Raw genomic sequence first — 25797 nt, forward strand, 5'->3', positions numbered from 1 at the left:
GAATTCAATGAACCATCCCAGTCTCAGCGGCAACACTTTTGGTAAACTCACCTGGTACCCGGATCATAACTGCTGGGGAGGCTTCCTCTCGATCCAACAGTCAGAAATTCCCCTAACCGTGATTCCAGAATCCTCTGACGCAGCTTCGGCAACCAGCTTTACGGATTCACTGATTGAAAAACTGAAACAGCATGATTCCACCTTCCGCGACTATGTAACAAACTCACTCTTAGAGACCTACAACACAGAATGGCATCCCCTCACAGGTGAGGGACCCGAACTGAGTGCAGCTGAGTTCAAAAGCCGTCTCAAGCTGACCATGCTGCAGATCAGCTTCGGCAAACTTGGAATGTCCACGCCCAAAGAATGGTACGCTCAACTGCAATACGACGCCGATGACATGTTCACAGAGCACCCGGTCCTACTCTTCATCGATCACAGTTTGAACTTCCATAACGCCACCATTGGTTAATTAAATCTACAGCAACTTTTGTCAGACAGCAGGCTCTGAGGAGGCAGACACAATGGCTTTAATCAGTGACATCGACACTGCGATGGCGGTCATCGCAAACGAGGCTGTGGACTGTTTCTGTGGCGAAGAACAACAACAGCCAGTCCAGCCTGAGCATCCAGTCTCCTGCACCGGCGGAGTCTTTTATGGCTTACCGGGAGAAAAGTGGCCCTCGACAACGGATGGAGAACCTCTCGTACCCTGGCTGCAGGTTATCTGTAAAGATCTCATAAATCCTTACGGTGCCTTCTACCATCGTCAGGCTGTTACATTTTTCATTCGAAATGAGTTTGACGGGTTTGAAGCAACCTCAGCTACGGACACCGCCGATTTCGTCGTGCGTGAGTACGCTCTGGATCAGATACTGGTCCCGCTGGTCCGACCGCCTGAACTGCAGAATCACCCCTTCCATCAGGTCACCTGGAAACAACAGCCGGACTACCCTGCGCTCAGCAAGTACTCGCGACTTTTTGCCAGACAGGTTTACCGGGACCTCTGCGATAGAGAACCATTCGAGTACGAGAACCATTTTGGCATCAAGATTGGCGGCTGGCCAACCCCCGTCCAGGGTAATCAAGACTACCCGGGCTCATGCGATCTGCAGATTGATATGACCGAAAACTACACCTATGGCGATTCCGGAATCGGCTACCTGAAACGAACCGGAACTGGCTGGTATGTAATTTTTGAATCCTGTTGAAGTCAGCCCCCCAGCAAATCATCCCACTCAAACCGGTTCCACCACTTTCGTGCCTTTCGTGTCTTTCGTGGTAGTAAAATCAAAACCCACGCTCACTTCTTCAACCCCGCGCAATACTCGTGAATTTGATCCAGCTTTGCCTGACGTGCTTTCGCAGCAGCACTCTCATCTGGGGCCTGTTCGATGCGTTCGATTGTCTGCTGGACCCGCGTTTTCAATTGTTCGTCTTCTGTCTGCATTGCCTCGCGCAAGGCCGGCAACAGTGGCTTCGCCTGCCAGCCATAAGTCGCCAGCGCCCCAGCTGCATTCAGCCGCACCCAGTTCTGTTCGTCCTGCAGTAATTTCGCAATCGCTTTCATATTCGATTCACTATAGCGGTTCAATGCCGCCAGGTAGCCGGTACTCCAGCCGCGTACAGTTCGGTCAGTACTGCTCAGGGCCCGGGCATAACGTTTTTCCAGATCGGCCTGTTCGAGCACGACCACCCCTTTGGGGATCTGCAACTTGTCAAACTGGATTTCCCCCCCGATATAAATCGTCAGGATCGGACGCTCATTCCAGATCTGGGCTCCCTGATCCTGCGATGCCATATGTTTTGCTATCCCGCCGACCATTTGCAGTTTCCAGTTGAACTTGAATGTCTTGTCTTTCATAAATGAGTTAATTTCAGCCGGTCCCGGTAGCAGCACAACTTCATGCACCTTCTCCGGGGTCGCCGCGAAGTGCTTTAACGCCGCGTTGACTGCTGCAGTATCGCCTTGATAGAAACAAGCCTCACTGCCATTCACCCAGTAGTGATAAACCCGGTGCGTATCATTCACCACCGGCATAACCCCCGGCCACTCCTGGAAGTTCCCCGCATTCAACGGTTTATTGCCAAAGTCCTCCACGCCCAGCGCCCACACCGGCCCAGTCAGACAGCTCAGCAGCAACAGACATCCACCCCAACTCAGGAACTTCACACGCATCGCAGTCTCTCCTTCTGAAAGAATTCGCCCCACTCCTGATAGAGACGACCATCACTGCACTTTGGTTTCCAGAAATCCCCAGAGATTGAATTTTCAGGCAAAATAAACAAATACCCGGGTGGGCTCGAATGCAATTCGAGCCGAGCGCAGCGAGCAGGAGGTCCCAGCTCACTCACACAAATCAGAACAACCTGCCCCACTTGAAAAAAACAGGGTGAGGTTCAACTCATCAACAAACAACCTTCACACCAAGACCTCCTGTTGCCTCCGGCAATCACGGATGACATCCGCGACCACCCAGGTTCTCTCCACTACGATCAGCCCTTTCGTGCTTTTCGTGTCTTTCGTGGTAGTTAAAAACAAGTACACCCAGCCACAAAAAAACGCCCGCAGCCAACCGGCTCCGGGCGTTTCTGATTTCACCAGTTCAAGCCAATACTTACTCGTCGGTCACACAACCTTCGGAAGCCGACTTCACGTTCTTGATGTATTTATACAAAGTACCCCGCGTGTATTTGAACGGGGGAGCCGTCCAGGCTTTGCGGCGTTCTTCGAGTTCTTCGTCGCTGACTTCCATATCAATGCGATTATTCTCGGCGTCGACGATCACCTTGTCGCCGTTCTTGACCAAAGCAATCGGCCCCCCTTCCTGGGCTTCGGGAGTGATGTGGCCCACGATGAAGCCGTGTGAACCGCCGGAGAAACGACCGTCGGTCAACAGAGCCACGTCTTTACCCAGGCCGGCCCCCATGATGGCCGAAGTCGGGGTCAGCATCTCAGGCATACCCGGTCCCCCTTTGGGGCCTTCGTAGCGGATGATGATCACATCCCCTTTGCTGATCTTTTTGTCTTCCAGGGCCTTGAGCATGTCTTCTTCGGAATCGAATACGTTGGCGGTTCCTTCGAAAACCAGACCTTCTTTTCCGGTGATCTTGGCAACCGCACCAGTCGGAGCCAGGTTCCCTTTGAGGATCTGCAGGTGACCGCTCGGCTTGATCGGGTCGCTGACTTTGTGCACGATGTCCTGTCCCTCTTTCAGACCAGGCAGATCGGCCAGGTTTTCAGAGTGGGTCTTGCCGGTCACCGTCATGCAGTCGCCGTTGATCAGACCTTCGGAGATCAGGTACTTCAGCACAGCCGGGGTTCCCCCCTGCTCCTGCAGGTCAGCCATCACGTACTTACCACTGGGCTTGAAGTCCGCCAGCAGCGGAATGCGATCGCTGACCGACTGGAAGTCGTCGATGGTCAGCTCGACATTCACCGAGCGGGCAATCGCCAGCAGGTGCAGCACGGCGTTGGTCGAACCGCCCAGAGCGACGGTCAGCACCATCGCGTTTTCAAAGGCTTCCCGCGTCATGATGTCCCGCGGCTTGAGGTCCATTTCCAGCAGCTTCTTGATCGCTGCACCAGCCCGGTAACACTCTTCGAGTTTATCGGGATGCTCAGCCGGAATCGACGAACTGTAAGGCAGTGCCATCCCCAAAGCTTCAATCGCCGACGCCATGGTGTTCGCGGTATACATCCCGCCGCAGGCACCAGCGCCCGGACAGCTCTTCTGCACGATCTGCTTCCGGGTTTCGTCATCAATCGAACCGGCCAGGTATTCCCCGTAAGACTGGAACGCAGAGACGATATCCAGCTTCTGATTGTTCAGACAGCCGGGAGCAATGGTTCCGCCGTAGACCATCAGCGACGGACGGTTGAAACGCCCCATCGCGATCAGACAGCCGGGCATGTTCTTGTCACAGCCGGGCAGTGAAATGTTCGCATCATACCACTGGGCACAGGTCACGGTTTCGATACTGTCGGCGATCAAATCGCGGGACTGTAAAGAGTACGACATGCCGTCGGTTCCCATCGAAATCCCGTCACTCACGCCGATCGTGTTGAACCGCATTCCGACCAGGCCGGATGCTTCCACACCCTCTTTGACCTTCGCAGCCAGAATATTGAGGTGCATGTTACAGGAGTTACCTTCGTACCAGACGCTGGAAATCCCGACCTGGGCCTTGTTCATATCTTCTTCGGTCATGCCCGTGGCATACAGCATGGCCTGAGACGCCCCCTGCGAACGGGGCTGAGTGATGCGGGAACTGTAACGGTTCAGAATCGGTTGGGAATCGGATGACATCGACGGTTTTCCTCTGTTGTGTAGTACAATATCGTTCAATGATGGGAGACACGGAGCGGCACGCAGGCACGCTCCCGATTTATTCCACCAGCAGTTTCACCCGGTGGGGCACCCGTTCGACACGGGGCAGCACCTGCGGTTCGTAGATTTCCTTAAACGCCTTTTCTTCGCGGTGGTCCTGCCAGGCCTGTTCGCTGGCCCAGTGCTCCACAAGTACGAAGGTCGCCGGATCGGCTTCCGCATGATAGACGTCAAATCGCAGACAGCCCGGCTCTGTTCGCGACAGGCGACAGGCTTCCGCCAGCAGACCTTCGATTTCGGTCGCGTCCGCTGCGTCTTTCAGGGTCAGAATCACATTGAGACAAAACATAAGCGCTCTCACTCGCGACAGGGAATGAAACATTGCTGTTTGAGAAGTCAGACCTCAGACTCTCTTTAGTTCCCATACAGTAACACTCCGCCGCCTGAAGTGACAGTAAACCGCGATTCATTCATAACACCCCACGTCAAATCGCCCCCGCAGACGCCGCATCACCCCACCTGAACTATTTGCCAGTACATACGACATAGCCAGAAGAATAAACAGTCTGGCAAAGCTTTGCCGATCACCACAAGCTTCCCGCCTCGGTAAGCTGCAGTGGGCTTTCATCAAGGTGTGCGGAAAAAAACGCAAATTGAGTCCACACTTGGATGACGCATTCTCTACCTTCTGTTATCATTCCGACAAGAAAGAGCAGCGAATGGATGACAAAACCTGCCCCTTCCATCACGAAAGAGGCTCTTTTGATTCTTTTGAGGGAGTATCCGGTGAGTAAAATCGAAACAGTGGAATGGCTGGACTGGAAGCGACTGCCATTATTTTCCCGCTTTGATGACGCAGCCTCTCTGATCCAGCTGGGTGACCAGCTGCTCGAAGAAGCGACCCAGCAGACCACGGCCGCCGACTACCTGCGCCAGTTTCTGCCCCAGCTGGCCACCGAACTCTCCTGCCAGTGGTGTACGCTCATCGAACGCACGCCCGAGTGGGAAACCCTCTTCGAATTCGGACGCAACTCCGCCGCCAGCTTCCCCACCAACCTCTGTAACGAAGCCCTCGACCGCGACGCCGCCGGCCTCGGTGCCGATGAAAAAAAGGCCGACTGGTTCTACATCGCCGCCCCCCTGGGTGACGTCCGTCCCGGCACGGTACTCCTCGTCGGCGGTCGCGACTTGACCAGCGAAGCCCTCGGCAACGCCGTCGTCGCGTCCCGCGTACTGGGTTACGCCCTGTCGATCGTGGAGAAACGCGAAAAGCACGTCAAACGGATCGGCCGCCTCGAAACCACACTGCACATCGCCTCCAGCTTTTCGTCCGCCCGCGATACCCAGTCACTGCTGGAACTGATCGCCAAAGAAGCCACCCGCCTTCTCGCCAGCGAACGCTCCAGTATCTTCATCTGGGATCAGGAACACAAACAGGTCGTCGCCTGCCCCGCCCTGGGTGTCGAAGGCAACACGCTCCGCCTGCCCGATGATGTCGGCATCGTCGGTGAAGTGATTCACAGCGGCAAAACCGTCACCGTGGACGACGCCTACAACGACGACCGCTTCGATCCCAGCGTCGACAAATCCAGCGGCTTCCGCACCCGCAACCTGCTCTGCGTCCCGCTCCGCAACAACGCCGGCGAACTGATCGGCGCGTTCGAAGTCATGAACAAGCAGGCCGGCAAATCCGACTTCGACGACGATGACGCCCAAAGCCTCGAAGAGCTCGGCGTGCAGGCCGCCACCGCACTGGAAAACACCCGCGAACTCGAACAGCTCTCCCGCAGCCGCGACCAGCTCACCGAACAGGCCAAGCAGAAAGTCCAGATCATCGGGAAGAGCTCGGCCATCGACGCACTCCGCTCGACCATCGAACGTCTCGCCAGCACCGATCTCCCTGTACTGATCCTCGGCGAAAGCGGAACCGGGAAAGAGGTCGTCAGCCAGTCCCTGCACTACCAGGGCCCCCGCGCGAATACCCCGTTCATCGCCGTCAACTGTGCAGCGCTGACCGAGACGCTGCTCGAAAGCGAACTCTTCGGCCACGAGAAAGGCGCCTTCACCGACGCCCACGAAACCCGCATCGGAAAATTCGAACTCGCCGAAGGAGGCACACTGTTCCTCGACGAAATCGGCGACATGAGCCTGGGCGGCCAGGCCAAACTGCTGCGGGTTCTGGAACAGAAAGTCATCACCCGCGTCGGCGGTTCCGAAAGCATCCCGATCAACGTCCGCGTCGTCGCCGCGACAAATGCGAAGCTCGCCGATGCGGTCCGCGATAAAAAGTTCCGCGAAGACCTCTTCTACCGCCTGAGCGTCGTCACCCTCGAACTGCCGCCCCTCCGCGAACGTCCGGAAGACGTCATTCTGCTGGCCGAGTTTTTCCTCACCCAGTTCTGCGGTCAGGCCAACCGCCGTGTGCTGAAGATGTCCGCCGAAGCCAAAAAACGCCTGCAGGCCCATCTCTGGCCCGGCAACGTTCGCGAACTGCGCAACCTGATGGAACGCGTCGCCTTCCTCTGTGCCGGCGACCGCGTCGAAGTCGAAGACCTCGCCTTCATCCTCAGCCCCAGCCGCGACTCCGTCGTCGACATGTCTTCCGACCTGAGCCTCAAAGAAGCGACCCGCCTCTTCCAGCAGGAATACATCCGCCGCACCATCAAACGCGTGGGAGGCAACATGAGCGAAACCGCCAAATGCCTCGGCCTGCACCGCTCCAACCTCTACCGCAAAATGGGCCAGCTGGAAATGCAGGAAGCCAGCGACATGTCCGAAGAAGACGACGACTAAACTGACGAAGCTTCATCCATCATCCATTTCGGGTGGGCTCGGATGCAATCCGGGCCGAGCGCAGCGAGCAGGAGGTCTCAGCTCACGCATTCAAACCTGAACGACATGCCCCACTTGAAACAGACAGGGTGAGGCTCAACTCACCAACAGAGAACCTTCACACCGCGACCTCCTGTTGCCTCCGGCAATCACGGATTTCATCCGCGACCACCCGGAATTTGTCGTTAAATCAGAGTCTGCATGGTGTGTTACCCATGAGTCCAAACAAGCAAACATAATACTCGATCGGGTGCCACTGTTGGCTTGCCCAACAGTGCGCATTCAGCGTTTTGTCAGATGGGTTCCGCCCGCCAACAAATCCACAAACCAGCATATCCGAATGTAACATCCGGGTGCCGCACCCTGTAATTCTTTCACAACAGGAGGCACCTCACCCCGCCGACTTCACCCCTCAGCTTGCCAGCTTACCAGGATTATCGTTTTTCAGAACTGGCACCCGATTTGCCTTGTCTCCTCCCCAGACTGCGGGCATTCGAAAACCATCTGTATTCAAGGAGGATCGGGTTATGGAAATCATGCTGACCATGTTACTGGGTGTTGCCACGGCAGCAGGCCCCACAGTCATCAACGCAAACTTCGAACAGAAAGATGTCCGCACCGGCCTGCCAACCGGCTGGTCTTACACTTCGCTACCGGGCAGACAACACCTGGTGAATTACCAGACCACACAGGTCACTGCCGCGAAAAAACAGGGCAGCGCACTGTCCATCACCGTCGCCTCGGATCACCCCGAGCAGATCGTCGCCTACAACATTCACCAGGACCTGCAAGGACTGACTCCCGGCAAAGCCTACCGCGTCTCCGCCCGCGTCTGCACTAAGGGTTTGAAAACGATGCCGATGATCGTCGTCCAATGCATCGACGCCAGCGGCAGAAAGTTCGTCGGCATGGCACGTTCTCCGCAACGTGATCTCCCCGGCGACCTCGATTCCTGGGAACAGATTCATACCGACATCTTCGTCCCCGAAGGGACATCAACCGTCCGACTGCGCATCGGTATCCCCGCATCAGGCAACGCCGGCGGCACCGCCATCATCGACGACGTCGATATCGTCGAGATGAATTAAGGTTCGCGTCCCATAGAAACGTAGGGGCTGGCCTGTGTGCCAGCCCGCATTCAACGCCCCTTATTTGAAACCACTCTGTCAGCGGGTGGGCTCGGATGAAATCCGAGCCGAGCGCAGCGAGCAGGAGGTCCCGGTTCTCGCGTCCCAATCAGAGCAGCCTTTCCCAACACTCAAAACCTAAAGAGCAAGGCCCATCTCATCAACGGACGACATTCACACCGCGACCACCTGTTACCTGCAACTGGGTGGCACTGTTGGCTGGACCAACAGTGAAAATCATATTCCGTTACAACAAAAAAAGCCGGCCCCAACGAGCCGGCTTTTCTTTTATTACTTCGCGACGAGTAGCAACTACTCACCCCGCAACCGTTTGCCCAGCTTGCCGACTTCGGCCGCCAGTTCCTTGCGGGCTTCGCCCAGACCTTCGGGAGTCAGGTTGCCCCCCTTGAGATAGTCCAGCACGATGTCTTCGGCTTTCATCAGATCCTTACAAGCGTCCGCGATTTCGGAAGCGATCTCGTGAGGAATCGTCGTCACGCCGTTCAGGTCGCCGTGCAGCAGGTCGCCGGGATAAATCGGAATGCCACCCACGGTAATCGGCACGTTGACGGCCAGTGTGTGACAGTAACCGTGCGCACAGATCGCCCCGTTCGTAAACGCGGGGAAATCGAGGGCTTCCACCTGGTCCAGGTCACGACCGGCGCCGGAGGTGATGATCCCTTTCGCACCGTATGCTTTATAAGTGCTGCACATCACTTCGCCGAACGTGGCGGAAGCGGTAGGCTCATCCACATCCTGGTAAACGACAACCGGTGCACCCGGCAGTGATTCGAACGCAGCGACCTGGTTATCCAGACCGGCGTAAACGTCACCACTGCGCGGCGGTGCCATAGAGCGGAAAGTGGAAGTCAACGCGTAGCCAACCATGGGAGGCATCTTGGGGAAGCAGGCTTTGATGGTGTCGTTCATAAAGCCGACGTTCCGCGGACGGATGTTCCACAGTTCGATCACATTACAGACGGTCGGGGTGTCATACTTGGCAAGTTCATCCAAAGCTTCGTTGGAGAGGCCTTCAGTCGTGGACATGAATGGGTTCCTGTTGGTTAAATTTCAGTGTTGCGGTTTCTTAAAAACGGAGGCCAGATTCCCTTCTGCATCGAAAGGCAAGTCGAACGGCCCGGAAATAATATCCAGGTCGTCGCGGCTGTTGATCTCCTCCAGGTACGTTTCGCTGACGACAACTTCGCTCAGTTCTAGCGTGTCGTAAATCTGTACGATGCCACTGGTCTCGGGTTCCACCAACCCCACAGTCTGCAGGGCCGCTTCAATGGCTTCGCGGTCATTCGGATACACCAGAGGAACCATCCCGGCGGTAGGATGACTCCCTGTGATTGTATTAATGCGGGTGCTCTGCCAGTCCACGCCCGCTACGGTCCGCTCATTCGTGAACTCCGCCAGACCGATGCCACACGCGTTGCCATGCGTCTCTTCGGTCAAACCGCGAATCATAATTCGTTTGCAGGCGACGACATCCCGCTCCGTGGCGGCATGGTCATTGAACTTCCGTCCGACCACGCAGGCATCCATTCCCGAACCGCTGATGTTCTTCCCGATCCGATCCACGATCAGCAGATCGATCTTCGGGAATGGCAGTCGCGGGAGCCACTGGCGGGCAATCTCCAGCAGTTCCTTCTCCCGTTCGTAAAAGTTCTCCGGCGCCACAGCTTCGATCAGGCCGGTCTCGTCGTAGGAATTCTCGACAATCGCCAGGCCACCGATCACGCTGCATTTTTTCAATACCGACGCTGCCACCGCTTTGATGATTTCTTCAAAACTGTGATCTTCAATCGCCCGATGATAGATCTTGGCCCCCTCATGCTTCCCCAGGCCGATCAACATCATCTTATGCAGACCCGATTCAATATCCCCCACGAACCGAGTGTGCGGCTTGACCCGACCGCAGACCAGCACATGATCCGCAGCATAGGCGTTCTTATCAAAATGTACCGGAATCCCGTGCGGCGTCTGGTCGACAATCACCGTCTCCATCGAGGAACGGATCTCCACCCCCATGGCTGCTTCCGTCACCCCATACGAGGCAATCACCTGCGCCTGACCTTCCGCGGTCCCGCCACCATGACTGCCCATCGCCGGGACAATAAACGGTTCCGCGCCGAGTGACTTCAGGTAATCGACAGTCGACTTGATAATCAGCGCAATATTGGCAATTCCGCGGCTACCCACAGGCACCGCCACAGAATCCCCCGGTTTAATTACTTCCCCCAGATTCAGCTGCGACAAGGCGGCAGTAACCGCGGCTCCGACATCTTTGAGACGCGTCGTGGGGAAGTGCTGGCGGATCCGGTAAGCCTGGGGCAGATTCATGTTCATAGTCGTGATTCGATCCATTCAGTTCCGGGGGCGGGCAAGCGGGATGGTATCCATGCGTCTGATATATGAAGAGTCTGTTATTGTACGGTATTCTGATCCAATTCCGCTACACTCCCGACCCTCCGCCTGTCAGAATCAGGGCAGATCGGTAATCGCCGCCGGTTCTCCGGCTGCAGCCCGGAACAGTCTTGTTCTAAAGTCTCGATTGCGATACCTTTACCAATGGTCCATCCCTCCCGCACCGGCCGAACCCGGATTGGCCGGCAACCAACGTCCGCCGCGAATGCCAGACAACAAGGCCCACGCGTCAGATCAGGTCTGAGAGGGAAACCATCTGATTACCCAAGAACAATCAGCAGGTCGAAACTGGAAGTCGAGCCTTGTTGCTGCAAGGAAGCAGATATGAGAAAAAACTTTGAACGGATTATCTTTGCAGTCTCTGTTTGTGTGCTGGCAGGAGTCCTCTTCATTCAGGGCATCCTGTATCTGAGAGATCTGGGATTCACAGACGAATCCACTCCCGTCACACTCTCACTCTCGCAGGATCCGCATTCTGTCGCTGAACCGGAATCGGCGCTGACTGAGGGCGAACAGGCTCCCCTGGCAGATTTTCCACAAATCGAGCTCGCACTCGCCGAAGCCAAAGACGGGACAGAACTCGCAGCCGAAGCACCCACACTCGACGGTCCCCGGCTGACTGTTCCCGAAAGTGGCCAGGGCAAGATTCTCGCCAACCCCGAGAGTGCCCGCCCCGCACTTCCACTGCTGCCCGCACTGGAAGCCGAACATCCACAAACACCCGGCCCGCTGATGCCACCTCTCAATGCAGAGCCGCTGGCTGAGAAGCCCAGACAAAGCGATGCCGCTGCTGACAAGCTGATCCGCTCGATCATCAAAGAACATCTGCCTCACGCCACCCCGGAAGAACTTCAGATCTGGTTCGAAGAGCTCAGAGGCGTCCCCCCCAAAGTCGCGAATGACATGCTCGCCATTCGTAAGCTCCTGCAGCCCAAAACCGCGCTGCGGATGCCCATCGAAAAATGGGAAGAGCTGAATCCCACACTGGAACTTGCACCGCCGCAACAACAGTCCGTCTCTTCGACGCACAACCGTGGCAGCGACCAGGGAGGCTTCATCGGCTTCTCGTCACAGGCCGACCGGGACGAACTCCTGCAGCGTCTGCGGCCCACCGTCGATGCCCTGCGGATGTCGCGGGATGTGATCGTCAACAACATCGCCAATGCAGGTACCGTCGGCTTCAAACGATTGAACGTGGAATTTGAAGCGCTCCCCTACGAATACATTGAAACGCCTGCCAGCGAGAAAAACTCGGCTGCACCGCCGATCGCCGTCGGCATGGGCAGCCAGGTCCTGCAGACCCGACTCTCGCAGACCGCCGGCGAACTGATCAGAACCGGCCGCAAGCTCGATGTCGCCATCGAAGGCCAGGGCTTTCTGCAGGTCAGCCTCGGAGAACAAACTTTGTTTACCCGCGCCGGCCGCCTGATGATTGACGACCAGCGTCGCCTCTGCCTGCGGGGTTCTCAACAGAATTTCCCACTCGCACCGGAAATCCGTGTTCCGGAATCGGCACACTCGGTGCAGATCCGTGAGAACGGCGCCGTCGTCGCGATTGTTACCAACAAAGAATCAGCCGACGCAGAACAGGAACTGGGCACCATCCAGCTGTCCTGCTTTGCCGACGACACCGAACTCTTTCCACGCGAGTCCTGCCTGTTTGAAGCGACGGCCCGCTCAGGGGTTCCCCGCGAACTGACACCGGGAAAACAAGGGGCCGGCCTGCTCGTGGCTGGCATGCTCGAAGCGTCTAATGTTTCCATCGCAGAAGAACTGGAAGCACTGGCCTCAATCAAACAGCGCGTCGATGCGCTGCAGACCATCTACCAACTGGATACCCTCGAACCGGTACAGGCTGACCTCGGTCCCCCTTCCGATCGTATCGCTCGACCGGAAGGTCAGCGACGGCCCCGCGGCAATCGCCCGATTATCAAATAACCCGCTCGCAAATCAGCGAGTGCGTTCTGCTCAGGAGAAGATTTCCTTGAGCTTGTTGTGGCGGTGATAGAAGCCTTCGTCGAACACGTCGAGCAGCTTGGATTCCGTCACGATGAATCCGAGCAGACCTCCCGGCGGTTGAAATTCGAGCCGGTCAATCACGGTCACCAGGTTATCGCCGCTCGGTACGATTTCGTGTTCGTGGATGTAATGCTTGAGCGGACCGGAAATCTGTTTTTCGGTAAACAGCTTCGGTTCATCGAAAACGGTGATCTCGTGGACCCCTTCCTGTACCTGCCCGAAGCCCTGAATACGAAATTCAATCGTCGCCCCTTTATAGAGCTTGTCCGGTTTTTTCGTAAATGTCAGGCCGGCATCCGGAGGACTGATCTTCAGGATATTTTCGGTATCGATCAGAAACTCGAATACCTGTTCGGGGGTGGCGGTCAGCTGCACGCTGGCTTCGAAGTTCGCCATTGTCACTCTCTTTCGACTTTCAACGCGGATAAATATACTTTACAACAGTACGTTTTCTAAGCGGTCAGAGCCGCCGCGCCTATCCTAGCTGAATGTTTTCGAAATAACGAGTCCCCCAACACCCTGGATCAGGTTTCCCTGCGATCTGGGGTCTTTCTGAAGCGAATTCCTCATGCAGTTGTCCCCGGAAGTCCTGAAACAGTGCTGGTTTCTGGCCGGTCCCACCGCCTGCGGTAAGACCGAACTCAGCCTGCAGCTGGCCGAACATCTGGATGCGGAAATCCTCGCCCTCGACTCGATGTCCCTCTACCGGGGCATGGATATCGGCACCGCAAAAGCTTCACCGGAAGAACAACAGCGCGTCCCCCATCATCTGATCGACGTCATCGACCCGCATGAGGAATTCAGCGTCGCCGATTACCTGACCGCCGCCGAACAATGCTGTCGGGAAATCATCGACCGCGGACATGTCCCCCTCTTCGTCGGAGGCACCGGTCTCTACCTGCGGGCCGTCTTACGCGGCGTCTTTGAAGGCCCCGCTGCCGACTGGGATTACCGCCGCGAACTCGAACAGTTCGTCGAGGCAGAAGGCAACCTGGCTCTGCATGCGAGACTGGCCGAAGTGGATCCGGTCTCCGCAGAGAAACTGCATCCCAACGATCTCCGCCGCGTCACCCGGGCCCTGGAAGTTTACCACGTCACCGGCCAGCCCCTCTCGTCGCAGCACCAGGAAGCAGCCCTCCCTGCAGACCAGCGACCGCAGCACGTCTACTGGCTCTCCCCCGATCGCGACTGGCTCTACGCCCGCATCAACGCCCGCGTCGACCTGATGCTGCAGGCTGGACTGCTGGACGAAGTTAAAACGCTGCTCGCCGCAGAACAGCCACTCAGCCGCACCGCCCGACAGGCACTCGGCTACAAGGAACTGATCGACCACCTGGAAGGGGACATCGCTTATGAAGAGGCCGTCGAAACCCTGAAAGTCCGCACCCGCCAGTTCGCCAAACGCCAGCACACCTGGTTCCGCAACCTCGAAGAGTGCCACGCACTCGAAGTCACTACCACAGACACCGCAGTCGACCTGCTCGAGAAATTGCTGAAGTGATTTTACTACCACGAAAATTAAAACTTGAAATTGGTGTCTGTAAGTAATTGCCAGCCTGATATATTCGGCAGCTGAACTAGAAGAAGTATTTAATAGGACTGGATGCAGCTTCTGAGTGTTTTCCTTTTCATTACTGCTGGCGATTCTCAGAGAGAATTTTTTTCGTGTCTTTCGTGCTTTTCGTGGTAGTTAAAAATTCTGGAAGTCACACTTCACAAAATTAAGCGTTGTACAGTCGCTTTGGGATAGCTCCCGAAATTGATCAATAACCCCAGTCTCATAGATGCTGCTTTTTGATAATTAAATATCTGTGCCTCATGTTCTGGTGTCAGTGACTTCACTGCCTTCAGTTCCAGAATGATCGAATCGTAACAGACCAGATCTGGCTGATATGTCTGTTTAAGTGGTACCCCTTTATAACTCAACCGCAACACCGGCTTCGCCACAAACGGAATCCCTCGCTGTTTCAATTCGCGCTCCAGACACTCCTGATAAACCGCTTCCAGAAATCCGCAACCAACCTCCCGATAAACCTCGAAGACAGCACCCTGAATCGCGAAGCATTCTTCCTTATAAATAATCTGATTCATCACGATTCCAGTTTCTTACATTTTTATTTTGCTACCACGAAAGACACGAAAAGCACGAAATTAACTCTTCACAATCTCTAAGCAAACGACAGCAAAACGACTCAGACCTGCCTCAACTAATAGACTAAGATTCTGAGTTCCAAAATTAAGTAATGGAGTTATAAAGAATCTGACCGAGGTATTCAGTTTTCAATTTACCAGCGACCATCAACCCCTATCTTTTCGTGTCTTTCGTGCTTTTCGTGGTAGTATAAACACAAAACCACAATATACTATTGTGCATTTTTCATTTTCAATATCAAACACGACCCATCTAAGTAGCCTCTTTCGTGGTATCCCCCATTAGGAATACGTTTCGTGGTCGTTCTGAGTTGTTTCCGCTCAGTCGGTGGCTAAGTTCCCCGTAACTCTCTATAGTGTCTTGCTAAATATAGTAAATGAACTGGTCGGACCCTCTCGGCTGCTGGTCCAGGTTTCCAGTGCTTGTTTCCCTCAACTTCAATATTGTGTGATTCATGATGACCGACGAAAAAGTGTTAATTCAGGTGGGCCACAGTCCCGATCCGGACGATGCCTTTATGTTCCATGCCCTGGCCAATGACAAAATCGAAACTGGTAAGTATCGATTCACTCACGAGTTACAGGATATTGAAACCCTTAACCAGCGTGCCTTCAACGCGGAACTGGAACTGACAGCCGTCAGTCTCCACGGCTACGCTTACCTGACCGACACCTACGCGATCTGCTCCTGTGGTGCCTCCATGGGCGATAAATACGGCCCCATGGTTGTGGCCCGCGAAGAGTGGAGCATCGACGATCTCCGCGGCAAAAAGATCGCCATCCCCGGCAAGCTGACCACCGCCTTCCTGGCCCTCAAGCTCCTGCTGGGCGATGATTTTGAATACGAAGAACACCCCTTCGATGAAATCCTGAACCTGGTCGAACAGGGCAAATTTGACGCCGGCCTGATCATTCACGAAGGCCAGTTGACCTACGCCAACCAGGGACTCAAACTGGTCGTTGACCTGGGTGAGTGGTGGTTTGAAGAAACCGGTCTCCCCCTGCCGCTGGGTGCCAACGCCATCCGCAAAGACCTCGGTCAGGAAATGATGGAAGAAGTCACTGCGATCCTCAAACGGAGCATTGAGTACGGCCTGGAACACCGCGACGAAGCCCTCGATCATGCCCTGAAATACGGTCGCGATCTGAACCGGGGCAGTGCCGACAAGTTCGTAGGCATGTACGTCAACGACTGGACCCTCGATTTCGGCGAAAAGGGACGCGAAGCAGTCGCGACTCTGCTCAACCGGGGTTACGAAGCCGGCATCATTCCGAATCCCGTCAAACTGGAATTCATCGGTTAAGACTTCAGTCGCTCCCGTGATTGAATCGTAGAGAGATAGAGAAGGTGGTATGCGATGAGTGAATCAAACTCATCCGGATATTTACAGACATTGTTCGGCCTGTCCGGCAAAACGGCGACCGTCATCGGCGGTACCGGAGTTCTGGGGGGCGCCATAGCAGACGCCCTGGCCCAGGCCGGCGCACATGTCATTATCGTGGGACGTAACCAGGAAAACGGCAACGGTCGCGTGAACCTGATCAAAGATCTGGGCGGCAGTGCCGAGTTCTTCCAGGCCGATTCCACGAACCGTGCCGATCTGGAAGCACTCATCGCGCACCTCAAATCCAGCGATCGGACCCCCGATATCCTGGTCAACGGTGCCGGTATCAACGCGGCGACCCCCTTCCTGGAAATCACTGACGAAGAGTGGGACAACATCTTCCGCGTCAACCTGCTCAGCGTGAAAGTCGCCTGTCAGGTCTTCGGCGAAGCCATGCTCAAGCAGGAAATCCCCGGCTCGATCATCAACATCGCGTCCATGAGTGCCATCACTCCGCTCTCACGCGTCTTCACTTATTCCGCCACGAAGGCCGCTGTGCTCAACCTGACACAGAATCTGGCCCGCGAATGGGCCGAACAGGGTGTACGGGTCAACGCACTCTCTCCCGGCTTCTTTCCTGCCGAACAGAACCGAAAAGTGCTGACACCCGAACGCGTAAAGAGTATTATGAATCATACACCCGCCCAGCGATTCGGCGATCCCGAGGAACTGGCAGGGGCGGTCCTGCTGATGGCCTCCGGTAAGGCGGGCAGCTTCATCACCGGCACCAACATCGCCGTGGATGGCGGTTTTTCCTGCATGACCATCTGAGAATCTTCCCGACAACGAGTTTAAGGAGCACCCGACTTGGATCCGATTCAGATTGAACCTGGTCAACGCTACCTCGCTCGTATCAATCCCAAGCGGATTCCGCACATCTTCACCGACGTCCTGATTATCGGCGGCGGGATCGCCGGCTGCCGCGCTGCACTGGAAATCGATCCCCGCCTTGAGACGATCATCGTCAACAAAGGCAAAGTCACCCAGTCCAACAGTGCCTATGCCCAGGGCGGAATTGCTGGTGTGCTCGATCCCCTGGACAACATTACCAACCACGTGCAGGATACGCTCGCCGCCGGTAAGGATCTTTGTGATCCCGAACTGGTGGAATACGTCTGCAGCGAAGCGCCCCGACACATTCAGGAATTGATCGAATTCGGGGCCGACTTCGATACACAGGATGGCAAAATCGCACTCACCAAAGAGGGGGGGCACAGCCATCGACGCGTCGCGCATGCTCTGGGCGATGCCACCGGAAAAGAAATCATGCGGGCCCTGGTCGCCGCCGTCCAGAGCCGTCCCAATATTCAGACCTGGATGAAAACCCCCACACTCGACCTGGTCACCGAAGACGGTCAGTGTCGCGGTGCCATCATCTGGAACCGTTACCACGGCAAGTCACTCGTCTGGGCCAAGCAGGTCATCCTCGCCACCGGTGGTGCGGGCTGTCTGTTCCGCGAAACGACGAATCCGCCGCTGGCGACCGGCGATGGACACGCCCTGGCCTTCCGCGCCGGTGCCCGCCTGCAGGACATGGAGTTCATGCAGTTCCACCCGACCGTACTCTATATCGCCGGGGGTGCCCGCTATCTGGTCTCCGAAGCCGTCCGGGGCGAAGGCGCCTACCTCCGGGACTGTAACGGCGTACGTTTCATGGAAGAGTACCACCCCGATCTGGAACTCGCGCACCGCGACATCGTCAGTCGGGCCATCACCGACCGCATGCTGAAGACCAGTCACTCCTGCGTCTACCTCGACCTGCGGCACATCGACAAGCATCTGGTCAAAGAACGCTTCCCCAACATCAGCAAGGTCTGTGCGGGTTTCGGCCTGGACCTGTCCAAAGATCAGATCCCGGTCCGCCCCGGAGCCCACTACATGATTGGCGGCGTCAAAACCGATCTGCAGGCGCGAACTTCAGTGCCTCACCTCTGGGCCGCAGGCGAAGTCACATCCACCGGTCTGCACGGCAGTAACCGACTCGCATCCAACAGCCTGCTCGAAGGTATGATCTTCGGTTCGGCAGCCGGCAAAGGCGCTTCCGCAGCAGCCCTCAGCATGCCCGATCAATACTCCGCATCGCTGCTGCCCGAATGGGAAACCGAAAAACGCTCGGACGAAGACCTCAACAGTAAGGACTTAAGGAACTCGCTGGCCAGCCTCATGTGGCGGGATGTCGGCATCACCCGCAGCGCAGACTCGCTGCAGAACGCACAGGACAAAGTCGATTTCTGGAGCCGCTATGTCGTCGATCGCGAATTCAAAGCACTCCCCGGCTGGGAACTGCAGAACATGCTGCTCGTCTCTCAACTGATGATTACCTCTGCCATTGAACGACGCGAAAGCCGCGGAGTACACTATCGAAGTGACTTCCCGGAAACAGATCCGGCTTTCCAGAAACATATTTCCGTGATCTCAACCAGCTGAGCAACCAGTACGCAACCACGGCCCCGAAACAACCACAGGAAGGGACATCATGCTGCCAGGCATCAAACTGTTTGATCTAACCGGACGCGCTGCCATCATCACCGGAGGTTCCAAAGGGCTCGGTTCCGCCATGGCCGAAGGACTCGCTTCAGCAGGTGCGAACGTTCTGTTGACCAGTCGGCATGCAGAAGAAGCAGCAGAAACCGCAGCTCAGATTGAAGCCGACTACGGCACCAAAGCGATCGGCATCGCAGCTGATGTCACCGATCCGGAACAGGTCGCCGCGATGACCGAACGGGCCATCTCGGAGTTCGGCAGGATCGACATTCTGATCAACAACGCAGGCATCAACATCCGTGGTCCCATCGATGAACTCACACTGGAAGAGTTCGAGGAAGTCCAGAAAGTGAATGTCACCGGTCCCTGGCTCTGTGTCCGGTCGGTCGTCCCTCATATGAAAAAAGCCGGCTACGGTCGCATCATCAACATGGCCAGCACACTCGGTCTGGTCGGGCTCTCCAACCGCACACCCTATACCGCCAGCAAAGGCGCCATGGTTCAGATGACGCGGGCCATGGGCCTGGAGTTCTGCGAGCATGGCATCACCTGTAACGCGATTTGCCCCGGCCCGTTTCTCACCCCCATGAATCAGCCGTTCGCCGAGACCGAAGAGATCAAGAAATTCATCGTCGGTGCCGTCGCCATGAACCGCTGGGCACAAATGGAAGAGATCCAGGGTGCAGCAATCTTTCTCGCCAGCAATGCATCCAGCTACATGACCGGCAGCATGGTCACCGTCGATGGCGGTTGGACCGCGCGTTAGAACGACAGGAGACAGAATGAGTTCCCCGGATGACAGCCCGTCGATCAAGCAGGCCGACACAGTCAGACGGACTCTCTTCAAACGGCCCCTGTTCGTCGTTCTGTTCCTGCTGGCAACTCTGATGGCCTACTCGCTGTTTCTCATCGTCATGTTCCACGAGCGGGTCGCCTTCTTTCAGAAACATGGGGCCCACCTGGAAACCGAATTTCGTAATTCTCGAGGCGAATTGATCCGCGGTGGTTATGAAAACGCTCCTGGAAAACCGTTTATCCCGGGGCCATTGCTGCGTTATCAACGCTCCATCGGCGGAATCCACCTCACCCAGTCCGCGCAGCTCAGCGAAACAGAAATCGATCAGCTCTTTCAACGGCTCTCGAATTTTCCACGGCTCAAATGGTTAACGCTGGAAGGCTTTCACATTAATCAGCCACGAGCGCGCGCCCTGGCTCGATTAACGAAACTCGAAGATCTTGCCCTGCGGTTCTGTACGATAGACGAAACCTGTCTGACTACGCTGCTGGGACAGAATGGACTTCAGCACGTCAGCCTGGCCAACTCGAAATTTGATGAAAGCGAGCTCGCGGTCTTTCACCAACAGCCCGCCCAGAAAACGCTGCGCTCGCTCTCTCTGTCGAACTGCCCGGTCACAGATCAGACTGCAAAACTGATCGCTGGCTGCAACCAGCTCTCCTTCCTCGAACTGGACGGGACCCGCATCAGCGACCAGGGCGTTAAAATTCTTGCCCGGCTTCCCCGCCTCGAAGTCCTGATTCTGGACCATACCGAAATCACGGATACCGGCGTCGCCTATCTCTCTGGTACGCCTCAGCTTGTCGAGCTCAGTCTGAGCAACACCGGCGCTTCGGACGAAATGCTGGAATCGTTACAACTGGAAATACCCGCATTGCGGATCTCCGACGATTGAGACACCTGAACCGACACTGAATCCACGCGTTTTAACTGATCTTCCATACTCAGTGTACTTCTCCGCGCGATGTCTCCAATCAGCTTAACCAGACCTCCGTCACCTTGGCAGACTCGAAATTGTGGCGTTTTCTAAACTCTATTTACTCTTACGAGATAATCCTGTCCTAATTTTGTGTATCTCCATGTTTTACACCCGCCGTAAAATAGTCCCCAAGGCAATAGAAAACATAAACATGATCTATCGTAAATCCAAGGTATTGATTGTCGACGACTCGGAAGTCGTACGGCATATCCTCTCCAAAGCCCTGACGCCGGAAGGTTACACGATCTATTCGGCCGTCGATGGTGAGGATGGCTGGCGGAAAATCAACGAATTGCAGCCGGACATCGTGCTGCTCGATGTGGAAATGCCGACCCGGAACGGATTTGACGTCCTTCGCGAAGTCCGTGAAAACTTCAAGGCGGAAGAAATCGCGGTCATCATGGTCACGACACAGAGTGATGGCAAAGGAATTGCACGCGCCTTCGAAGAAGGTGCCTTCGACTACATCCCCAAACCGGCCACCGAATCGGAAATCAAAGCGCGGGTCCGCAACGCCATCCGTGCAATTCACCTCCTGCGTGAACAGAAACATCTCAGACAACAGGCCGAAGCCGCTAACCAGTCCAAGAGCGCCTTCCTGGCCAACATGAGCCATGAAATCCGTACTCCCATGACGGCCATTCTCGGCTACACCGAAATCCTGGAACTCGAAGCCCGCACACATCAGATGCCGGAACTGTTCCTCGATTCTCTGGATACCATCCGCCGCAACGGCGGTCACCTGATGGAACTCATCAACGACATTCTGGACCTCTCCAAAATTGAAGCAGGCAAACTCGATGTCGAATCCATCGCCTGCTCGCCACAGACCATCGTGGAAGAAGTCATGGAACTCGTGCAGGTCCGCGCCGAAGCCAAGGGGCTCAAGCTCGAAACGCACTTCAAGTTCCCCCTGCCCGCACAAATCCATTCCGACCCGACCCGCATCCGCCAGATTCTGATCAACCTCATTGGCAATGCGATTAAGTTCACGGAAGTCGGCACGATTCGCCTGGAAACGGAACTCCTGCAAGCACCTTACGAAGAGCCTCAAATCCAATTCACGGTCGTCGACCAGGGCATCGGCATGACGGAAGCTCAGATGACAAATCTGTTCCGTCCGTTCAGCCAGGCCGACTCATCCACGTCCCGCAAATACGGGGGAACCGGACTGGGACTGACCATCTGCAAACGACTGGCCAACATCCTCGGCGGTGACATTTCCGTACAGAGTGAACTCAACCATGGTTCCCGTTTCTCCGCAACCGTGCGGACCGGCAGTCTGGCTGAAATCGAACTGCTCCACGAACTTCTCGATACAAATGTGATTTCGACGACAGTTGCAGCAGACAATAAAACAGCGTCTGTGGAAGCAGAGTTTCCGCTGCGTGGTAAACATGTCCTGCTGGCAGAAGACGGTCCGGATAACCAGAAGCTGATCTCCTTTATCCTCAAGAAAGCGGGCGCTGAAGTCTGCCTGGCCGAAAATGGTGAAGAGGCTTACCAGGCCGCAGTCCAGGAGATGGAACGAGGCGCACTCTTCGATGTGATCCTCATGGACATGCAGATGCCGATTCTCGACGGCTACAGTGCCACACGCAAAGTCCGCGACGTTGGTTACACAGGCCCGATCATCTCACTCACCGCCAACGCGATGGAAGGCGACCGGGAAAAATGTCTGGCCGTCGGCTGTAACAATCACATCACGAAACCCATCGATCGTCGGCAACTCGTCGCGATGATTTCTGAACTCTCTGAATCTTCCGAGCTCTGTCTCTCCTGACGAGTCTTGGTCCTGATCTCAATAAAAAAGCCGAGTCACCCTGAATCGCTCGCAGGGTGAACCGGCTTTTCTTGTTTCAAGCTAACTGCTAGTCCTTCAGCGCCGCCAGCTTCTTCAACGCAGCCTGATGCGCCTGTTGATACACGTCCTTAAGCGCCACCGGCTGACCGCCGTTGGTTTTACTCTGATCCGCAGCCGACATGAACGTGTAGATCTCCATCGTCTCCGCCGGACTCACCGGAGCCTTGCCGGTCTGGAAGAATTTCACCACTTCCACCAGCAACGGTTCATATCCGCTGAAACTGCCAATCGGGGCAATCCCCTTACTCCCATAAACCGTTCCGCCATAACCTCCCTGGTAGCCATTGTTCTCTTTTCGGCGTCCGCGGAAGGTGCCGATCCGACCGTCTTTCCAGGTCCCCACTGCCAGATCCGTGTTCGGCGTATTGACGCGGACCACTGTTTCACAACCCGGCCCCATGATCGTATACAGCGTTTCAACGCCGTGAATTCCATACCAGTAAAAATCGGGATGGGTGCTTTCCATCGGACAGGGGCTGAAGGCATCACAGCCAATGATCTCCCCCACCACACCGCTGTTAATCTTCTTCGCACCGTCGGTGTATCTCAGTGATGAGGAACTGAAAACCGGCGTCTTGTATTGTTTCGCCGCTTCATATATGGCAATCACATCCGTCAGATCACCGGCGACCGGCTTATCGACGAACAGAGGCTTCCCCGCTTTGAGCACGGGTAGAGCCTGCTCGAGGTGCACGCGACCATCGTTACTCTCCAGCAGCACCACATCGACCTCATCCAGCAACGCTTCAATACTGGGTACAATCTTTACCCCCTGCGCTGTTACCTGCTCAGTGATCTGGGGAACGGATTCCACGCTCTCCTTGATATCGCGACTCCCCCGCGGATAAGCGGCGACCACACGACAGCCTTTGAACTCGGGAAACTTCGGCTCCGCGCTATTCAATATTTTCGTGAAGTTACTCGAATGCGAAGTATCCAGGCCGATGATGCCGATCTTCAGCGGTTTCGTTTCCTCCGCAGATGCGACCTGCGTCACACAACAACAAAGGATCAGACAGACAGCCACACACAGGTAACCACGTAACAACGTCATGATGTCAGTTCTCCAAATTCGGTACCCTCTGAGAACTCCATGAATTCATAGACGGCACCATCGATCAATACAAAAACTACTTTCAGATTCTCCATCGCCTGGAACGGCCCCAGCAGAACGTGCAAGCCTTCTATTTCTTTATCGATATCAGGCACCTTAAAGGCGATGTGCGGCTGATTACGAACCGGTCCGCTGACCGGCGTATCGGGCTCGAACCTGAGATATTCGATTTTATAAGGATGCTCATTCGGGTTGGTGACATACACCTTTGTCTCTTCCACGTAGATTTCGCCCGGCTGTGGATCGTCGGTAATCACACCCACATGATGAAACTCTCGCATGGCAGCTCCTTAAGCTGGGGGACTTCGAACCGGCTTCAGGCAGCCGGGTTCGCAGACATCGATTCTACCGGCACCAATGCGTCCGATCAAAGGGATGCTGCGGAAATGATGCGTTTCGGCAACATCACAGCCCGCACCTGAAGCACATGATCCGCTCGATTACCGCAAAAGTCTCCGTTCCCCTCTTGTCATCCCTCGCGTTTGACCCGCACAATATTCTCTCCTCTCCTCGACGAAAGACTGCCGCGAAATCCTGTTTCTCCCGGATACCGTGACCACAGCCAACACCCATGAATAACCTCTTACCACTGATCATTGTCTGCTGCGCCATCGCGATTGCCATCTGCAGCCCGCACCCGACGGTCTCGATTCTGAAACCGTTCCGCTGGCTCATGCGCCGCTTTAAAGACAGTGTCACCCGGGGCGTCCTGTTCTTCTTCTGCCTGACGCTGCTGCTGGAAATCGGCATCGGTCTCTGTATCCGCATTCCCGCCCCCATGGTTCACGACGAGTTTGCTTACCTGCTCGCTGCAGACACCTTCGCATCCGGCAAACTGACCAACCCCACACATCCCCAGTGGGAACATTTCGAAAGCTTCCACATCATTCACCAGCCTACGTACCAGGCGAAATATCCACCCGCACAGGGACTGTTGCTCGCTCTGGGACAAGCCACGACCGGCTATCCGATTGCTGGTGCCTGGCTCGGCATGGCCGCTGCCTGCGCTGCCATCTTCTGGATGCTCTGCGGCTGGGTCCCACGACGCTGGGCCGTCTATGGCGGTTTTCTCGCCACACTGAATGCGTCCTTCCTCACCGGCTGGGGACTCTCCTACTGGGGAGGCCAGGTCGCTCTGCTCGGCGGTGCCCTGCTCTTCGGGGCACTCCCCCGTCTGAAACAAACGCCGCGCAGTTCCACGTCCCTCGCGCTCGCCATAGGTCTCGTCCTGCTCGCGAACAGTCGGCCCTATGAAGGCCTGCTGGCAGCGATCCCCGTGGCACTCGTTCTGCTGATCTGGCTCATCGGTCGCAACTCACCGGGCTGGCGCGTCGCCCAGCTGCGCTGTGTCTTACCGATGCTCCTGGTCCTGCTCCCCGCTTTTCTCTGGATGGGCTATTACAACTTTCTCGTGACAGGCAATGCTTTGAAATTCCCATACCAGGCGTGGATCGAACAGTACTGGCCCCATTCCCTCGATGGCATTCTTGTCTCCAGCGAGGAAACACCCGACGCGGAAAAACGGTTCCGCACGATCTACAGCTACGATCTCGACGCCTCGCCCGCGAACCAGCTGATTCAACATGAATTCGACAGCACCCGTTTCTCCCTGCCGGTCAAACTGTTGAAATTCGACCTCGTCTATACGGGTTCCTACATGGTCGGTCTGATTTGCCTGTTGGGGGCAGGCGCACTCTTCCGCAACCGGGCGAATCTGTTTGCAGTCGGCACCTCCGCGCTGGTCATCGCGGGAGTTCTGGCCCAGGACACCTCGGGACATCCGCACTACCTCGCCCCCATCGGCTGCCTGCTGATTCTGCTGCAAGTCCAGTGCCTCCGCTACGTGGCTGTCTGGAAACACCACTGGCGTCCCGTGGGAACCGCATTGATCGCAACCGTCCTCTTATTAACCGCTCTGACGACCATCGCCAGCGCCGCCTCGGGGACCCTCCCGGCTGCAGTCGCGGAATTCCATCAGTGGGCCCGCGCACGTCAGCAGATCCTTGAACGACTTAAGTCTACTCCCGGCAAGCATCTGGTGCTTGTCTACTATCACCAGAATCACAGCGTACACAAAGAATGGATTTATAACCGGGCTGATATCGACGGCGCCAAAGTCGTCTGGGCTCGGGTCCTCGAACCTGATAAAAATCAGCTACTCTTCGACTACTTCCAGGATCGCACTGTCTGGATCGTGGACGGCGATGCAGTGTCACCTGAACTGCAGCATTACTCCGACCACCCGCACCACAAGGAACAGAAAGAACAGCCGCCGCGCTGAACCA

At 55.9% G+C, this 25797-nt stretch carries 23 protein-coding genes; 14 read left to right on the top strand and 9 right to left on the bottom strand.

Features of this window, described 5'->3' with window-relative positions:
- Positions 1-7 precede the first annotated feature (7 nt).
- On the top strand, positions 8-472 hold the full coding sequence (locus FYZ48_RS05395; RefSeq protein ID WP_149338287.1) for a DUF2262 domain-containing protein: 465 nt from the start codon (positions 8-10) through the stop codon (positions 470-472).
- A gap of 52 nt (positions 473-524) precedes the next feature.
- On the top strand, positions 525-1211 hold the full coding sequence (locus FYZ48_RS05400) for a DUF1963 domain-containing protein (protein WP_149338289.1): 687 nt from the start codon (positions 525-527) through the stop codon (positions 1209-1211).
- Positions 1212-1303: 92 nt separating this feature from the next.
- On the opposite strand, the gene FYZ48_RS05405 is transcribed toward FYZ48_RS05400, so the two are convergent.
- From FYZ48_RS05405 to FYZ48_RS05415, 3 genes are all read right to left on the bottom strand, one after another.
- Entirely contained in the window at positions 1304-2179 is an 876-nt protein-coding gene (locus FYZ48_RS05405; RefSeq protein ID WP_149338291.1) for a HEAT repeat domain-containing protein, read from the bottom strand.
- A gap of 439 nt (positions 2180-2618) precedes the next feature.
- Positions 2619-4310, bottom strand: coding sequence for a dihydroxy-acid dehydratase (gene ilvD / locus FYZ48_RS05410; protein ID WP_149338299.1), 1692 nt, complete (start codon positions 4308-4310; stop codon positions 2619-2621).
- 79 nt (positions 4311-4389) lie between these two features.
- Positions 4390-4680: a putative quinol monooxygenase gene (locus tag FYZ48_RS05415; RefSeq protein ID WP_149338301.1), complete on the bottom strand. Its 291-nt coding sequence runs from the start codon at positions 4678-4680 to the stop codon at positions 4390-4392.
- 437 nt (positions 4681-5117) lie between these two features.
- On the opposite strand from FYZ48_RS05415, the gene FYZ48_RS05420 reads away from it, so the two are divergent.
- Together FYZ48_RS05420 and FYZ48_RS05425 are read left to right on the top strand one after the other, a co-directional pair.
- Positions 5118-7124, top strand: coding sequence for a sigma-54-dependent Fis family transcriptional regulator (locus tag FYZ48_RS05420; protein ID WP_242022404.1), 2007 nt, complete (start codon positions 5118-5120; stop codon positions 7122-7124).
- Positions 7125-7690: 566 nt separating this feature from the next.
- Positions 7691-8251 carry a hypothetical protein gene (locus FYZ48_RS05425; RefSeq protein WP_149338306.1) on the top strand — a complete coding sequence of 187 codons (561 nt, stop codon included), beginning with the start codon at positions 7691-7693 and terminating at the stop codon, positions 8249-8251.
- A gap of 351 nt (positions 8252-8602) precedes the next feature.
- Here the strand turns inward: FYZ48_RS05425 and FYZ48_RS05430 are convergent, their stop codons facing one another.
- Positions 8603-9337, bottom strand: coding sequence for an RraA family protein (locus FYZ48_RS05430; protein ID WP_149338308.1), 735 nt, complete (start codon positions 9335-9337; stop codon positions 8603-8605).
- Between the two features lie 24 nt (positions 9338-9361).
- Positions 9362-10660, bottom strand: coding sequence for a lactate racemase domain-containing protein (locus FYZ48_RS05435; protein ID WP_242022406.1), 1299 nt, complete (start codon positions 10658-10660; stop codon positions 9362-9364).
- A 384-nt stretch (positions 10661-11044) separates the two neighbouring features.
- On the opposite strand from FYZ48_RS05435, the gene FYZ48_RS05440 reads away from it, so the two are divergent.
- Positions 11045-12658, top strand: coding sequence for a flagellar hook-basal body protein (locus FYZ48_RS05440; protein ID WP_187781880.1), 1614 nt, complete (start codon positions 11045-11047; stop codon positions 12656-12658).
- A 30-nt stretch (positions 12659-12688) separates the two neighbouring features.
- Here the strand turns inward: FYZ48_RS05440 and FYZ48_RS05445 are convergent, their stop codons facing one another.
- A complete protein-coding gene (locus FYZ48_RS05445; RefSeq protein ID WP_149338312.1) occupies positions 12689-13135 on the bottom strand; it encodes an SRPBCC family protein in 447 nt (148 codons plus the stop codon).
- 172 nt (positions 13136-13307) lie between these two features.
- Between FYZ48_RS05445 and miaA the strand changes: the two genes are divergently transcribed.
- Complete coding sequence (miaA, locus tag FYZ48_RS05450) at positions 13308-14240, top strand: tRNA (adenosine(37)-N6)-dimethylallyltransferase MiaA (RefSeq protein WP_149338314.1); 933 nt, start codon at positions 13308-13310, stop codon at positions 14238-14240.
- A 212-nt stretch (positions 14241-14452) separates the two neighbouring features.
- Here miaA and FYZ48_RS05455 read toward each other — a convergent pair whose 3' ends face one another.
- The gene (locus FYZ48_RS05455; protein WP_149338316.1) at positions 14453-14830 is read right to left on the bottom strand and encodes a GxxExxY protein; all 378 of its coding nucleotides are present in this window, start codon (positions 14828-14830) and stop codon (positions 14453-14455) included.
- Positions 14831-15345: 515 nt separating this feature from the next.
- On the opposite strand from FYZ48_RS05455, the gene FYZ48_RS05460 reads away from it, so the two are divergent.
- The 6 genes from FYZ48_RS05460 to FYZ48_RS05485 all read left to right on the top strand — a co-directional run bounded on the left by FYZ48_RS05460 (position 15346) and on the right by FYZ48_RS05485 (position 22317).
- Positions 15346-16194: a menaquinone biosynthesis family protein gene (locus tag FYZ48_RS05460; RefSeq protein WP_149338318.1), complete on the top strand. Its 849-nt coding sequence runs from the start codon at positions 15346-15348 to the stop codon at positions 16192-16194.
- A 54-nt stretch (positions 16195-16248) separates the two neighbouring features.
- Complete coding sequence (locus tag FYZ48_RS05465) at positions 16249-17046, top strand: SDR family oxidoreductase (protein ID WP_149338320.1); 798 nt, start codon at positions 16249-16251, stop codon at positions 17044-17046.
- Positions 17047-17082: 36 nt separating this feature from the next.
- On the top strand, positions 17083-18702 hold the full coding sequence (nadB, locus tag FYZ48_RS05470; protein WP_149338322.1) for an L-aspartate oxidase: 1620 nt from the start codon (positions 17083-17085) through the stop codon (positions 18700-18702).
- A gap of 49 nt (positions 18703-18751) precedes the next feature.
- Complete coding sequence (locus FYZ48_RS05475) at positions 18752-19525, top strand: SDR family NAD(P)-dependent oxidoreductase (RefSeq protein ID WP_145192338.1); 774 nt, start codon at positions 18752-18754, stop codon at positions 19523-19525.
- 16 nt (positions 19526-19541) lie between these two features.
- A complete protein-coding gene (locus tag FYZ48_RS05480) occupies positions 19542-20450 on the top strand; it encodes a leucine-rich repeat domain-containing protein (RefSeq protein ID WP_187781881.1) in 909 nt (302 codons plus the stop codon).
- Between the two features lie 235 nt (positions 20451-20685).
- Positions 20686-22317 (top strand): hybrid sensor histidine kinase/response regulator, encoded by a 1632-nt coding sequence (locus FYZ48_RS05485; RefSeq protein ID WP_187781882.1) that lies wholly within the window; start codon positions 20686-20688, stop codon positions 22315-22317.
- Between the two features lie 88 nt (positions 22318-22405).
- On the opposite strand, the gene FYZ48_RS05490 is transcribed toward FYZ48_RS05485, so the two are convergent.
- Both FYZ48_RS05490 and FYZ48_RS05495 read right to left on the bottom strand, forming a co-directional pair.
- Positions 22406-23452, bottom strand: a complete 1047-nt coding sequence (locus tag FYZ48_RS05490; RefSeq protein WP_149338329.1) for a Gfo/Idh/MocA family protein — start codon at positions 23450-23452, stop codon at positions 22406-22408.
- Entirely contained in the window at positions 23449-23793 is a 345-nt protein-coding gene (locus FYZ48_RS05495; RefSeq protein WP_149338331.1) for a VOC family protein, read from the bottom strand. Before FYZ48_RS05495 ends, FYZ48_RS05490 begins: the two co-directional genes overlap by 4 nt.
- Between FYZ48_RS05495 and FYZ48_RS29180 the strand changes: the two genes are divergently transcribed.
- Positions 23776-23934, top strand: coding sequence for a hypothetical protein (locus FYZ48_RS29180; protein WP_187781883.1), 159 nt, complete (start codon positions 23776-23778; stop codon positions 23932-23934). The two genes, FYZ48_RS05495 and FYZ48_RS29180, sit on opposite strands and share 18 nt — an antisense overlap.
- 149 nt (positions 23935-24083) lie before the next feature.
- A complete protein-coding gene (locus FYZ48_RS05500) occupies positions 24084-25793 on the top strand; it encodes a hypothetical protein (RefSeq protein ID WP_149338333.1) in 1710 nt (569 codons plus the stop codon).
- Positions 25794-25797 lie beyond the last annotated feature (4 nt).

The sequence above is a fragment of the Gimesia chilikensis genome (assembly GCF_008329715.1).
Taxonomy (GTDB): Bacteria; Planctomycetota; Planctomycetia; order Planctomycetales; family Planctomycetaceae; genus Gimesia; species Gimesia chilikensis.